At 43.3% G+C, this 13,373-nt stretch carries 10 protein-coding genes; 3 read left to right on the forward strand and 7 right to left on the reverse strand.

Translation table 11 applies throughout. The annotated features are described in order from the left end of the window. Positions 1–183: 183 nt before the first annotated feature. Both NIASO_RS04425 and NIASO_RS04430 read left to right on the forward strand, forming a co-directional pair. Positions 184–2,055, forward strand: a complete 1,872-nt coding sequence (locus tag NIASO_RS04425) for a heparinase II/III domain-containing protein (RefSeq protein ID WP_008583154.1) — start codon at positions 184–186, stop codon at positions 2,053–2,055. A 137-nt stretch (positions 2,056–2,192) separates the two neighbouring features. After that, the gene (locus tag NIASO_RS04430; RefSeq protein ID WP_025298704.1) at positions 2,193–4,712 is read left to right on the forward strand and encodes a phosphocholine-specific phospholipase C; all 2,520 of its coding nucleotides are present in this window, start codon (positions 2,193–2,195) and stop codon (positions 4,710–4,712) included. A gap of 137 nt (positions 4,713–4,849) precedes the next feature. Here the strand turns inward: NIASO_RS04430 and NIASO_RS04435 are convergent, their stop codons facing one another. After that, entirely contained in the window at positions 4,850–5,248 is a 399-nt protein-coding gene (locus NIASO_RS04435; protein WP_008583148.1) for a hypothetical protein, read from the reverse strand. A 277-nt stretch (positions 5,249–5,525) separates the two neighbouring features. Beyond that, complete coding sequence (locus NIASO_RS04440) at positions 5,526–6,455, reverse strand: bifunctional riboflavin kinase/FAD synthetase (RefSeq protein ID WP_008583146.1); 930 nt, start codon at positions 6,453–6,455, stop codon at positions 5,526–5,528. A gap of 58 nt (positions 6,456–6,513) precedes the next feature. Here NIASO_RS04440 and NIASO_RS04445 point away from each other — a divergent pair, with 58 nt between their 5' ends. Continuing rightward, positions 6,514–7,683 carry an AIR synthase-related protein gene (locus tag NIASO_RS04445; protein ID WP_008583145.1) on the forward strand — a complete coding sequence of 390 codons (1,170 nt, stop codon included), beginning with the start codon at positions 6,514–6,516 and terminating at the stop codon, positions 7,681–7,683. 353 nt (positions 7,684–8,036) lie between these two features. On the opposite strand, the gene NIASO_RS04450 is transcribed toward NIASO_RS04445, so the two are convergent. The 5 genes from NIASO_RS04450 to mauJ all read right to left on the reverse strand — a co-directional run bounded on the left by NIASO_RS04450 (position 8,037) and on the right by mauJ (position 13,225). Next, positions 8,037–8,588, reverse strand: coding sequence for an ORF6N domain-containing protein (locus NIASO_RS04450; protein WP_008583142.1), 552 nt, complete (start codon positions 8,586–8,588; stop codon positions 8,037–8,039). 361 nt (positions 8,589–8,949) lie between these two features. After that, positions 8,950–9,420: a VOC family protein gene (locus tag NIASO_RS04455; protein ID WP_008583141.1), complete on the reverse strand. Its 471-nt coding sequence runs from the start codon at positions 9,418–9,420 to the stop codon at positions 8,950–8,952. Positions 9,421–9,977: 557 nt separating this feature from the next. Continuing rightward, positions 9,978–10,445: an IS200/IS605 family transposase gene (gene tnpA / locus NIASO_RS04460; RefSeq protein ID WP_008583140.1), complete on the reverse strand. Its 468-nt coding sequence runs from the start codon at positions 10,443–10,445 to the stop codon at positions 9,978–9,980. Positions 10,446–11,213: 768 nt separating this feature from the next. After that, positions 11,214–11,924: a DUF2071 domain-containing protein gene (locus tag NIASO_RS04465; RefSeq protein WP_008583137.1), complete on the reverse strand. Its 711-nt coding sequence runs from the start codon at positions 11,922–11,924 to the stop codon at positions 11,214–11,216. 200 nt (positions 11,925–12,124) lie between these two features. After that, positions 12,125–13,225: a methylamine utilization protein MauJ gene (gene mauJ / locus NIASO_RS04470; RefSeq protein ID WP_008583136.1), complete on the reverse strand. Its 1,101-nt coding sequence runs from the start codon at positions 13,223–13,225 to the stop codon at positions 12,125–12,127. Positions 13,226–13,373 lie beyond the last annotated feature (148 nt).

Consider the following 13,373-nt stretch of genomic DNA (forward strand, 5'->3'; position numbering starts at 1 on the left):
TGTATTATCAGGCAATAGTTTTACCGGCATAGGACTTCCCCAGATCGACGCAGAGAAGGATTATTCCAATTACTTATTTACAGTTGACAAGACACTATTGGTTAAAAGGGCAAAATAATAAAAATCAGGAGGATGAGCAACAATTCCACATTGTTCCTATTTTTATGGTTTAAAAATCTTCTTATGAAATCGATTGGCTTTTTTTTGCTTTTTGGATTCCTGTTAGCATCTGGTACCGGTTACGGGCAAACGCATTTAGAACAGTTGGCTGCAAAACCGCATCCGCGGCTCTTATTGTTTAAAGGCGAAGAAAAGCAAATTGAAAATGCCATCGATAAAAATGCAGCTTTCAAAAAAGTAAACAGCCTGTTGCTGGAAGAATGCGATAAGATCATAGCTGCACCAGCATTAGAGCACAAAAAAATAGGAAAACGCCTGCTTTCCGTATCCCGCGAAGCGATCCGCAGGATCTTTTACCTTTCCTATGCTTACCGCATGACCCATGAAAAAAAATACCTGGATGCGGCAACGCAACAACTCCTCACCATTTCCGCTTTTGAAGACTGGAACCCATCACATTACCTCGATGTGGCTGAAATGACGATGGCAGCAGCGATCGGGTATGATTGGTTATATGATGAGTTGGCCCCGGCCTCCCGCGAAAAAATAAAAACGGCTATTTTGAACTACGGCATCAAAACCTCATTTGACAGCCATTTCAACAATTGGTTGAAAATAGATAATAACTGGAACCAGGTTTGTAATACCGGCATCACTTATGGGGCTATTGCCATTTTTGAATCGGAACCCGAACGCTGCAGTCAGGTCATTGCACGCGCTGTGGAATCCATAAAAAAGCCCATGAAATTATACGCGCCGGACGGGGCTTATCCGGAGGGTTATGGCTATTGGAGCTATGGAACCACTTTCAATGTTTTCTTTATTAATGCGCTGGAACAGTTGCTGGGAACGGATTACGGGCTGAGTCAACTGCCTGGGTTCCTTAAAACTCCCGGTTATCTGCAGCAAATGATCGCTCCTACCGGGGCTCCTTTTAATTATTCTGATGCCGGCCGGGGCGCCGAATGTAATGGGGCTATGTTCTGGTTTGCAAAAAAAATCAATGATCCTTCTTATGTATGGAACGAATTGCAATTCCTGGAGAACGATAAAAATAAAAATGCGCTGATCCATGATCGTTTTTTACCAACGTTGCTGCTTTGGGGAAAAGACTTGTCATTGACCAATAGCTCCGCGCCAAAAAAATTATTCTGGCAGGGGGGAGGGCCTACGCCCGTGGTAATGATGCGCACCAGTTGGACAGATCCAAACGCCTTGTTCCTGGGTTTTAAAATGGGCTCGCCAGGTAACAGTCATGCGCATATGGATGAAGGCTCCTTTGTTTTTGAAGCCGAAGGCGTGCGTTGGGCAATGGACTTTGGCATGCAGGAATATGAATCGCTGGAATCGAAAGGCCTAAATATCTGGGACCGTTCGCAGCATTCAGATCGCTGGAAAGTGTTCCGCTATACGAATTTTGCGCATAACACACTAACGTTTGATGACAGTCTGCAGCGTTTGGAAGGGAGGGCGGTTATTACGAAATCTTCCGGTGCAGCTGGTTTTAGTTTTGCAACAACGGACCTCAGCAGCGTTTATAAAGGACAAATAAAAAGTGCCGAAAGAGGTGTCGCTCTTGTAAACAATGGATACGGATTGATACAGGATGAAATAACCACTGCCAACAAATCCGTTAAAATGCAATGGCGGATGGTGACGCCGGCTACGGTCACCGTTAAATCAGCTACCGAAATTGAGCTGACAAAGAATGGAAAAACACTGTTCCTGCAGATCGTAGCGGAGCAACCCGTTACGATCAAAACCTGGAGCACGGCGCCGACCAATGGTTACGATGCGCCCAATCCGGGAACGACCATTGTCGGTTTTGAAACAGAGTTGCCGGCCAACAGCAAAAAAACATTTGCGGTGTATCTTGTTCCGGAGGATAAGGGTAAAGTTGATAAAAAAATTACTGCATTGAAAAACTGGCATTAAACCATTCGCAGCAATAGTCGTCAAAAAGGCCCGCGTTACCGTAGAAAAGAAAATAGAGCCGGTCAGCTATTTTTTTTTATCCCTGCAGGACGCAGTGAGTATATTTAATGTAATTGCTTCATCTGTAAAAAAAACGAATGGATAACCGCAGAACCTTTCTGAAAAAATCAATGTTATTATCCGGTGCCGCCGGTATTAAAACAACGCTCCCTGATTCACTGATTAAAGCCCTTTCTATTGATCCCGCTCTGGGAAGCACATTCCTCGATGCAGAGCATATTGTGATCCTGATGCAGGAAAACCGGTCTTTCGATCATTGCTTTGGCAGCCTGCAGGGCGTACGGGGACTAAACGATCCAAGAGCGATCACCTTGCCAGATCAGAAACCGGTTTGGTTCCAGACAAATGATAAAAAGGAGACCTACGGCCCCTTCCGGCTGAATATTAAAGAATCAAAGATCACCTGGATGGGCTCGCTGCCACATTCCCGTCCCAGTCAGGTAGATGCCTTTAATAATGGCAAATACGATAAGTGGTTGCTGGCAAAAAGATCCGGCAACGCAAAATACGCCCAAATGCCCCTCACGTTGGGCTTTTATACCCGTGAAGACCTGCCGTTCAATTATGGAATGGCGGATGCTTTTACGATCTGCGATCAGAATTTTTGTTCTGCCATGACCAGCACCACGCCCAACCGTTCTTTCTTTTGGACAGGAAATATTCGTGATACGGACGACGGCTATCCGCGGGATAATATCCGGAACGATAATTTCGGGCATGCAAAAATGACCTGGAAAACTTTTCCCGAATTGCTTTCTCAAAACCAGGTTTCCTGGAAGTTCTACCAGAATGAAATATCCTGTGGGGGCGGGTTTAAAGGAGAGGAGCGTTCCTGGCTGGCCAACTTTGGATGCAATCTCCTGGAGTTCTTTAAGGCCTATAACGTAAAATTTACTCCTTATTATATTGAGAATATAAAAAAACAAGTGCAGACACTTCCCGGCGAGATCAACAAACTGCAGGAAGAAAGCCCGTCCAGTGAAGAACGCGCCAATAAGGTGAAGGCCGCATTGCAGAAAAAACAGGAGGCTTTGGATAATGCCACTGCAGAGCTGAAACAATGGAGCATTGAAAATTTTAATGGCCTTACAGATGCCCAAAAACAATTATTCTATAACGCATTTGTGAATAATAAAGGCGATAAAAATTATCGGAATATTTCACGTTTGGATTATACGGATAACGGCACCAAACGCGAAGCAACGGTGCCTGCCGGAGATATTTTTTACCAGTTCCGTAAAGATGTAAATGAAGGGAAACTCCCAACGGTTTCCTGGTTTGCGGGACCCCAGAACTTTTCAGATCATCCCAGTGCACCCTGGTATGGCGCCTGGTATGTGTCGGAAATGCTGGACATCCTTACTAAAAATCCTGAAGTATGGAAGAAAACGATCTTTATTGTTACCTATGATGAAAACGATGGCTATTACGATCACGTGCCGCCTTTTTCAATTTGCGATAATAAGAAACCGGGCACCGGAAAATGCAGTGCAGGTATTGATACCGAGATCGAACATGTGCGCCTGGAATATGAATTAAAACAGGGAATACCAAAGAAGCAGGCACGGGAAGCCCCGGTAGGATTGGGCTTTAGGGTACCCATGCTCATTGCTTCTCCCTGGAGCCGCGGGGGCAAGGTATGCTCACAGGTATTTGATCATACCTCTACCTTACAGTTTTTGGAAACCTTTGTTAATAAGAAATACAATAAGCACCTGCATTTCGAGAATATCAGCGCCTGGCGCCGTACTATTTGCGGCGACCTTACGGCGGCTTTTAGTCCGTTTGATGGTAAGCCTGTAGAGCGGATACCCTTCCTGAAAAGAGATGCCTTTGTTGAAACCATTTTCAATGCGCAGTTCAAAAAGGAGCCAGGCGATTTCAGCGCGCTTTCTCCGGCCGCTGTCAAAGCCGTAATCGAAAATCCTGTTATCCCACCTTCTTTACCGCAGCAGGAGCGGGGCACGCGGCCGTCGCTGGCCCTGCCTTACGAATTATATGTGGAGAGCCGTTTATCGAAAGATAAAAATAACGTGGAACTGCAGCTAAAGGCAGGCAATACATTTTTTGGTAACGACGCACAAGGCGCACCCTTTACGGTTTATGCCCCTGTGGCTTATACTGATGAAACCGGTTCGGAAACCTGCAGGAACTGGTCGTTTGCCGTTAAAGCCGGCGATGCGTTGAACTATGAGTGGCCGGTAAAAGCCTTTGATAAAGGGGCTTATCATTTGCGCGTACATGGTCCCAACGGGTTTTACCGGGAGTTTAAGGGGAATAACACTGACCCTGCATTTGATCTTACTTGTGAATATGAAATGGACAGCCGTAATAAACCCACGGGAAACATATTATTAAAGATGAACAGCAGTGTCCCTGTGGCGATAGAAATTACCGATAACGCCTATAAAAATGCGGTTATCCAAAAACAGGTAAGCGGAGCGCAAAATCTTGTGTTGAACTTAAATAAAAGCGCCGGCTGGTATGATTTTTCCGTACGGTTAAAAGGCAATAGTTCCTTTGAAAAACGTTATGCAGGCCGGGTGGAGAAAGGAGCCGAAAGCACTACAGATCCTTTTATGGGACGTGTAGTATAGGAACTATAACGTCGTCCGCCTGGAGCGTGTTGTTATTGCCGGGCTGTTAAAAAAAAGTGCACCAACTTTTAAGCTGGCACACTTTTTTAATTTTAAGACTGAGGGTTTAACTTTCAACAGAGAAAAGCAGCGCCTGATCATTTCTTCTTTTGATCTTCGATCGTGATGTTCAGATCCGTTATGGTCTTTTTGATCTGCTCTCCATATTCCTTTGCAATTTTGGCCAGATTGCCGGATACGCCAAAGGGCTTGTTAAATGTGGCTTTAACCTGTGTGCTGTCGCCTTCTTTTGTAACGTTCACAAAAAGGTTTATCACCTTGCCCTCGCCCATGACAATATATTGTTCTGCCTGTATCGTTCCGCTGGTTTTATCTGTGTTTTTAACCGAGAACCGGATGTTGCTAACGGCCTGGAGCGCCGCAGCATAGACTTTATCAACGGGTTGTTTGGAGGTAAATACCCCAACACCTGGTTTTTGTGCCGATACAGTGATGCCCGTCAGCATTAAGGCCAGCAATACGATTGTGATTTTCATGTTTGATAAGATTTAAAAGTGTTTGAATTGAAATCGGGGGTAAAATTAAACAGGTCAAACGATTTGGAGAATACCGGTTTCCCTGTATTTCAGGCAAGGCGGGAACGATTATAATTTTTAAAAATAGAAGCAGCCGCGGCCGTGATTTGTGTGTTCACAAGCTATTTAGCTTCTTATATTGCTCACAGATTACACGGATTTTCACGGAACGCTTTAAAATCTGTGGAAGTCGCTGCCTTGGTTTGTGTCCGCACAAACCATTTTGCATAGTCACTTTTTACAGCACCGCCAGGCTATCTATTTTATCCTGGTCTATCTGCTTTACCAGCGCTTCAAGGGAATCAAACTTTAATTCTTCCCTTAAATATTGTTTTACATACACGCGGATCGTTGTTCCGTAAATGTCTTTGTCAAAATCAAAAATATTTACTTCAACGGTTCTTTTTTTACCGTTAACAGTGGGTCGTAACCCGATGCTCATCATCCCTTTTAACAGGCCGGCATGCCCGGGAACGGCAACATACACCGCATAAATACCATTGCCGGGGATGATCTTCTCTTCATCCTTCACATGTAAGTTCGCCGTGGGATATCCCAGTTCACGACCCAGCTTGTCGCCATGCACCACTTCGCCCTCAAAAAAGAAATCATAACCCAGTAAATGCCCCGCAGTAATGGCGTCGCCCTTCAGGATCGCTTCGCGGATCTTGGTGGAGCTGATGGAAATATTATCCAGCACATGCTTGGGTATTTCCCGTAGTTGATACTTATATTTTTCCTGCAGCAATTCCAGCAACTTATAATCGCCCAGGCGATCCCGGCCAAAACGGTGGTCATAACCTATCACAATGGTGTGTGGTTTAAATTTTTCGATCAGGAAATCGCATAAATAATCCTCGGGAAGCTGGTTGGCAAAAACTTCGGTGAAGGGAATGATCACCAGGTGATCGACCCCTAACTGACCCAGCAGCTCGATCCGCTCATCGAGCGTGGTGATCAACCGCAGGCCGAGTATAGAGGAATTAACCACTTTCCGCGGGTGTGGGTGAAACGTGATGATGACAGACTCGCCGCTTACGGCATTCGCCTGATCCACTATTTGTTTGATAACTTTCCGGTGCCCTTCATGTACCCCGTCAAATGTGCCGATCGTGATCACTGCGTTCCTGAAAGCCGGCAACGCTTCAATATTCCTGTGAATTTGCATAAACTACAAAATTAGCAAATCCTGCCTTATCTTAGCGGCTCCAAAAAAAGTAGAACTGATGTCGTTATATTCCAAAAGAGGTGTTTCTGCGCAGAAAGAAGAGGTGCACGCTGCAACAGAAAAGCTGGATAAAGGGCTTTATGAAAAAGCTTTTTGTAAAATTTATCCTGATGTGCTGGTGGGGGATGCCAACTGGGTAAACCTGATGCACGCCGACGGTGCGGGTACTAAAAGCATCCTGGCCTACCTGTATTGGAAGGAAACGGGCGATGTAAGTGTTTGGAAGGGCATCGCCCAGGATGCTATTGTAATGAACCTGGACGACCTGCTTTGCGTGGGTATTTATGATCATCTGGCCTTTTCATCTACTATCGACAGAAATAAAACCGTGATCCCCGCGGAAGTATTGTCGGAAGTGATCAATGGCAGCCAGGCTTTTTTTGACACCATGAAAACCTTTGATGTAAATATTACCTATATGGGCGGCGAAACCGCCGACGTGGGAGATGTGGTACGTACTATTGCCGTAAACGGAACCATGACGGCCCGTTGGCCTAAAGATAAACTGATCACCAACGAAAAGATAGGGCCCGGTAATGTGATCGTAGGACTGGCCTCTTTTGGAACTACCCATTACGAAAGTGAATACAACAGCGGACTGGCCAGCAATGGCCTCACCAGCGCGCGCCATGATGTTTTGAAAAAGGAATACGCCCAAAAATATCCCGAAACATTTGAACCCGGATTGCCGGACGAAGTAGTATATATCGGCCCGCATTCCATGACGGATATTGTTGAGGTAGAAGGAAATACAACAACTATCGGAAAATTATTATTAAGTCCTACGCGCACCTTTGCTCCAGTAATGAAAGCATTACTGGAGGAACATTTTGATGCCATTAAAGGCCTGATCCATTGTAGCGGTGGCGGTCAGACGAAATGTATGAAATACGTGCCGGCCAATGTAAAGATCATAAAAGACAACCTGTTTACACCACCGGTAATTTTTGATATTATCCAAAAGGCAAGCGGTGCAGACGCCCGGGAAATGTACCAGGTATTTAATATGGGCACCCGCATGGAAATTTACACCAATGAAAAAGATGCTGATGCTATTATAGCCCTGGCAAAATCATTCGGGGTAGATGCGCAGGTTATAGGAAGGGTAGAAGCTGCTGAAAAACAGGAGCTGGAGATTCATACCGGTACAGAAACCATCCGGTTCTGATCACTCCAGAGGGTGACTTATCAAAAACAACTGGTTTATTTAATAAACCGTTGGTCGTAATGCATTTTGATGAACCAGCCACAATGCACAACGGGCAGGCCTCCACGGTTAAATAATTTTCGTACAAGATTAATCAATTGATTCATAAGCTTTTGATTTAATTATCAGTCATAAAATTTCAGATAAAATTGATCTTACCGTCTTGCTCGAACGGCGTCAATTTCATGGGGACGGTACGATTTTCTTATACAAAGTTAAATTCCGTAACTGCCCATTTCAATAGCTATTTTTGGGTATGTGGATAAAATGGTAGTTTCTTTCCGGCAGTTGTAGAATGTGTACCATTATTTTTTTCACTCTATATTTTGTTTAAACCCGATCTTATTTCTTGACAGCGGGCGGCTTTGTTTTTCGATCAGCTCTTTGAGCACCACGAAAATATTCTCAATATTCCGGCTATTGCCTTTCACCTCTTTTTCCAGTTGCGCCAGCTGTCGCAGGATCTCACTATGAGTAAGGGTATATTCCTTAAGCTTTGTAAATACGCGGATAATCCGGATATTGACTTCTATGGCCGTATCGCTGTTCAATACGCTGGAAAGCATGGCTACTCCCTGTTCCGTAAAAGCGTTGGGAAGTTTTCGGATGCCGCCCCAGTTTGCCGCCAAACTTGAAGTCGCAATTTGCGACATCAAGTTGTCCAGTTCTTTTTGGGTAAGCGCAAACATAAAGTCTTTCGGAAAGCGTTTGCTGTTGCGTTTTACCTGTTCGTTCAAGCGCCTTGTCTCCACGCCATACATTTCCGCTAAATCCCTATCTAACATTATTTTTTGCCCACGTATTACATAAATGCGGTTGAGGATTTTTTGTTCTGCTACAAGCATTTGCAGGTCAGCCTTTGCCATACAATCGATTTAGGGTTTTTCATTATTTGGTTAGCTCCTTATAAAGATAGATAAAATATCAGCAAAAGACTACGACGGTAGTTCTTACTCAGGGCGAACGCATAAATTGGCTAAGCCACGAATGCGCTAATAAATGATTAATCTAATCGTAAAACAATGAACACAAATAGCGCCGGCGGCGCATGGGATTCGTGTTTATTTTCTTTGAATAGGGTACAACAGCTAATTCATTCGTGTATTTGTGGTAATCTTTTAAATTATGGCCCCCCTGAGTTCTTACAGTGTTTTTCAGTGGCAAAGCTCAGCCACAGAAACTCAGAAACACAGAAGGATATGCGTTACCTCAATAAAAATGCACCTCCTAATCCTTCGGCTCCCACAATTCCACTTTGTTGCCTTCGGCATCCAGGATATGCACAAACTTTCCGTAATCGTAGGTTTCAATTTTATCAACAATGGTCACGCCTTCTTTTTTCAGCTCCTCCACAAGCGCTTCCAGATTTTCAACCCGGTAATTGATCATAAAGTCCTGGGCGGAGGGGCCAAAGTATTTTGTCGTTTCCGGGAAGGGCGTCCATTGTGTTTGTGCTTTTTTGGTGCTGTCATCGCCTTCATACCACTCAAAACTAGCTCCATACGGGTTGGCGGGCAGGCCCAAATGTTTTTGATACCATGCCGTCATTTTCTTTGGGTCTTTGCATTTAAAAAAAATGCCCCCGATGCCTGTTACTTTTTTCATTTTATTGTTATGGTTTGTTGTCATTGTTTTAAAAGCGAAGCCCAGCACAAACGATGCGGCAATCAGCAATACGGTTACGATTATTCGTTTCATTTTAGAAAGATACCAATTCCCGGTATTTTTTGCAAGTGGCTTTTAAACAGTAAAGATGGGTAAGGTTGTTGTTTTTGGGCGTGTCCCGGTATGGGGCAGGGGTGTTGAGTGGTAAGCTGATTGGGGGAGTGCCCCATACCCGGGCCGGGCTATCCGCTCATACTCCGCCACAAGACCCGCCACACCGGGCTTCAGCGGGGTATCCGCTGCTATCCCTCACGCGGATTCCGTTTAAAACAGCGTGTTGCTTTTAAATGAAAAGTTTAAACAAACCGATGATAAAAAGGGGTGTACCTACGGCACACCATAAAACCCGGGGCCGTTACACGGCTACAAAGGGGTTGTCTCTACGAGACAAAAAACAGAAAAAAAAGTGGGGCAAATAACGATCTCTTTTTTATGCCTTTTATCTTTTGCAAGTGCTCCAATATTAGCTCTTTGTCTTAAGTAAATATGTCGAAAACATCCACCTTCATTCTCTACAAATATGCCGTAGGCATAACCCCTTTTTAGAAATAATATATCACAACGATTGACCATGCCGCGTAGCGGCTACCCTAATCGTTTTCAGGATCGGTAAAAAGGTACAAAGGATTGTATTCAATCCCGTAATCGTTCAACAACTCCAGGTATTCATCTCTGAATAGCTTTTTAGCGTGATGTTCTTTTTGATTCTGAATATATTTTACAACCGTGTCAATCTGTGCATGGCCATGACTAAACGCACCATAACCTTCCTGCCAATAAAATTTTCGCCGGGTAAATCTCTCTTTGTTTACAAATTCGCTGCTGTCGCCTTTAACCTGGCGCATTAATTCGGAAATGGATTGTTTGGGATTTAAACCAATAAACAGATGCGTGTGATCAGCGGCGGAATTAACGGCAATCATTTTATGACCATTATGTTGCACAATGCCGGTAATATATTTATGTAACCGGCCTTCCCATTCGGGTTGTATAAGCGCCTTCCGGTATTTAACAGCAAATACAAAATGGATGTGCAATTGGGTGTAGGTGTTAGGCATAGGTAATAATTTGTTATAAATATAATCATAAATATTTACATGGGGTGTGCCTACGGCACACCACCAAACCGGGCCGTTACACGGGCTACAAGGGGGTTGTCTCTACGAGACAAAAAACAGAAAAGGTGGGGGATAATGGCCTTTTTTTCATGTCTTTTATCTTTGGCAAGTGCACTTAAAGGGTTGCGCTTCGTCTTTGGCAAATATGCAGAAAACATTCCTTTTATTCTCTGCAAATATTTATACTAATGATCTTTTATTCTCGACAAATATGCCGTAGGCATTACCTCTTTTTAGAAACGGAATATACAACGGTTGCCATGCCGCATAGCGGCTACCCTTCGAGACCATTAAAAATATAAAAACTCCAATCCTTCAAGCGTGTTTCGTTAAAAATGGTATTGCTTTTAAAAGAAAAATTTGAACAAGCCGGTGATAAAAGGGTTGTACCTACGGCACACCATAAACCCCGCGCCGTTACATGGGCTACAAAGGGGTTGTCTCTACGAGACAAAAAACAGAAAAGGGCTGAGGAGTAAGGGCCTTTTTTCATAACTTTTATTCTCTGCAAATATTTGGAAACATTATATTAATGATCTTTTATTCTTTACAAATATGCCGTAGGCATAACCCCCTTTTAGAAACGAATTATACAACGGTTGGCCATGCCGCGTAGTGGCTACCCAAATAAATGTTGAATTCTTTATTTATTAAATAAAGAAGTTGGCCAATTCAAAAGGACGCGAACCCCGGCAGTATGGAGAGGAATCATTTTATTGTATCCAATGATTTCCATTCATGTCCGATGTTTTCCATTAAAAGGGCATTATCAAATTGTATGGTACCCTCTGGAAAAATGTTTTTGTCTTCGAAAAAACTGGATTTTACATTTTTGACCTTTAGCGGTTTTACTTCCCATTTATGTGTCTCTAATTTTAGTCCATCAAAATGTTTGCCGTTAGGAGAGTACCCGACCGAACCGTTTTCAAAAAACCTTGATGCATTTTCAAGAGTTTTAAATATCGAATCTTCATTGAATTTGTCGGTAAGGCTTGCGTCAATTTCAATAGTTGTGTTATCAGTGCTTGTAAAGTCGATATGATAATCGTTATTGTTTTCAATAACATTAAATTTTGCTAAATGATGTTTTCCCGGAAATATTCTTCTACCGACGAGTGTATTTAGTTTTAGAGAAGTGTCCCTTCTGGGAATAAAAACCCCTTGTTTTATTTGTCCATTTTCGTTCCATTCAACTGCAATTCGGTGGGCCGCATTTTCTGAACGCACCCCTAAAAAATCAGGAAACCCTTTTGGCCGGATGTTTTTAAGCCGGATTAAACAAATTCCTACAATTGATTTTCCATGAAAGATTTTTGGTTTAAAAGGCTTGGGTAAAATTTTCTTTACATATTCGGGTTCCGTAATAAAGTTGACGAGTATTCGCCTTTCAATTATCCCTTTAATTGTTGGAATTTTCATATTGTATTGGTATGGGTCCTTTATTTTGTGGAGAATCGATATAATGTTTCTATTTATTACAAAATAATTTTACTAAGGTTTCCATCATTGTATCGTTTTGCTTCACCTTTTTTTATTTAAAATCGACAGTAGACAGGCGGTCGTTCGAGGGTTCGTGGATACCGCGAAACGAAATAAATTATAATTGTTGTATGTAAGCATTAACCATTGTTTCCGTTCGATACTACAGAGGACAATAAAGTGCGCGCCATGTAACGCAACACAGGCAGCGCTCGATGCACGACCATCATATCTTCGTATGAATCCGCACCGAAAGGCTGTATCTCGTCAAAGTTCAGATGGGCAATCGGAACTCTTAAGGTATCTCGAAGCCGATCTCTCACGTCAGTAAACTTACGGCCAACATAAGGTTTAAAATACTCTGCTTGATACAATAAATCAGAGGGATGAAGAATTGCAGAAAGATCCTGAGGCATACGTTCGCATTCTTGATAAAGAGTTTCCCCCTGTTCTTTGATCGCCTCTCTCTCAATTTTGCGAATTGAAAAAACGCCTTCGATAACTTTGTAGAACGATAGTACTTGATAGAGCGGCTCGCATGAACTGAGGCCTTCGCGATAACAGGCCATCAATCTTCGGATCTCTGGTGTTGAAACTCGAAGATCAATTGACATTCCTTTGACTGCCCCGATGCAAGTCTGCGACAGTTGACAAATACCGGTGGCTACTTCGACCATCTTGCGACCGGTAGTGGTGATTGCTACTTCATGAGTAAACGATAGCTGACTCAAGAATGGCATAATTAGATTGTGAGCTTGTGCAGCCGCATGTCCAAAGGATTTTGCATGAAACTGAATTTTTGCTGCAGCAAGTCGATGATTTTCATTCGTGCTCAACGTAAAATTATGAATTGCGTCACCATCTCGTGATAGTTGATATGAAACATCAAATTGTTTAACTTCGGCTGGGGCTCCAATGAGGCTATCGCCTGTTGATTCGAGTGCGTCGAAGTTAAATTCTGTACTCGCACTCTGTACCCCCGGCACTCCAAGCCTATAGATTACGATGTATTCTCCCTCCGATCCATACGGACCATTTCCTAACTTCGAGCGAGGGTCAGTGTCAGGAAACTCGGGAACGATAGTATATATAACATCCTCCGTTACGATTGGACGCCCAGTAGTTGACGGTTGTCCTAGCGGGGTAGCATCGATTGCAGACTCGTTCTGTTTTTTTGTTCGAGACCCGAGCTTATTCCCTGACCGATTCTTCTTCTTTCTTGTATTTCTACTGATTGGCATAGCTAAATTTACCTACTTTAAAAGATTTTCTTTGAAGCTTTTATAATTTGTTAACAATAGCCTCTTTCAATTTTGGAAAAGCAAGCTCAATTGGTTTTTGAAAAGATCAGAAACTTCGTTTAAAGCTTAAGTCTTTACTGCAATTCTT

It is taken from the genome of Niabella soli DSM 19437, assembly GCF_000243115.2.
Lineage (GTDB): Bacteria > Bacteroidota > Bacteroidia > Chitinophagales > Chitinophagaceae > Niabella > Niabella soli.

What these genes read in the sequence shown, in the direction of transcription:
- NIASO_RS04425 (WP_008583154.1), top strand. Translation starts at nt 184, where the DNA reads ATGAAATCGATTGGCTTTTTTTTGCTTTTTGGATTCCTGTTAGCATCT.
- NIASO_RS04430 (WP_025298704.1), top strand. Translation starts at nt 2,193, where the DNA reads ATGGATAACCGCAGAACCTTTCTGAAAAAATCAATGTTATTATCCGGT.
- NIASO_RS04435 (WP_008583148.1), bottom strand. Translation starts at nt 5,248, where the DNA reads ATGAAAATCACAATCGTATTGCTGGCCTTAATGCTGACGGGCATCACT.
- NIASO_RS04440 (WP_008583146.1), bottom strand. Translation starts at nt 6,455, where the DNA reads ATGCAAATTCACAGGAATATTGAAGCGTTGCCGGCTTTCAGGAACGCA.
- NIASO_RS04445 (WP_008583145.1), top strand. Translation starts at nt 6,514, where the DNA reads ATGTCGTTATATTCCAAAAGAGGTGTTTCTGCGCAGAAAGAAGAGGTG.
- NIASO_RS04450 (WP_008583142.1), bottom strand. Translation starts at nt 8,588, where the DNA reads ATGGCAAAGGCTGACCTGCAAATGCTTGTAGCAGAACAAAAAATCCTC.
- NIASO_RS04455 (WP_008583141.1), bottom strand. Translation starts at nt 9,420, where the DNA reads ATGAAACGAATAATCGTAACCGTATTGCTGATTGCCGCATCGTTTGTG.
- tnpA (WP_008583140.1), bottom strand. Translation starts at nt 10,445, where the DNA reads ATGCCTAACACCTACACCCAATTGCACATCCATTTTGTATTTGCTGTT.
- NIASO_RS04465 (WP_008583137.1), bottom strand. Translation starts at nt 11,924, where the DNA reads ATGAAAATTCCAACAATTAAAGGGATAATTGAAAGGCGAATACTCGTC.
- mauJ (WP_008583136.1), bottom strand. Translation starts at nt 13,225, where the DNA reads ATGCCAATCAGTAGAAATACAAGAAAGAAGAAGAATCGGTCAGGGAAT.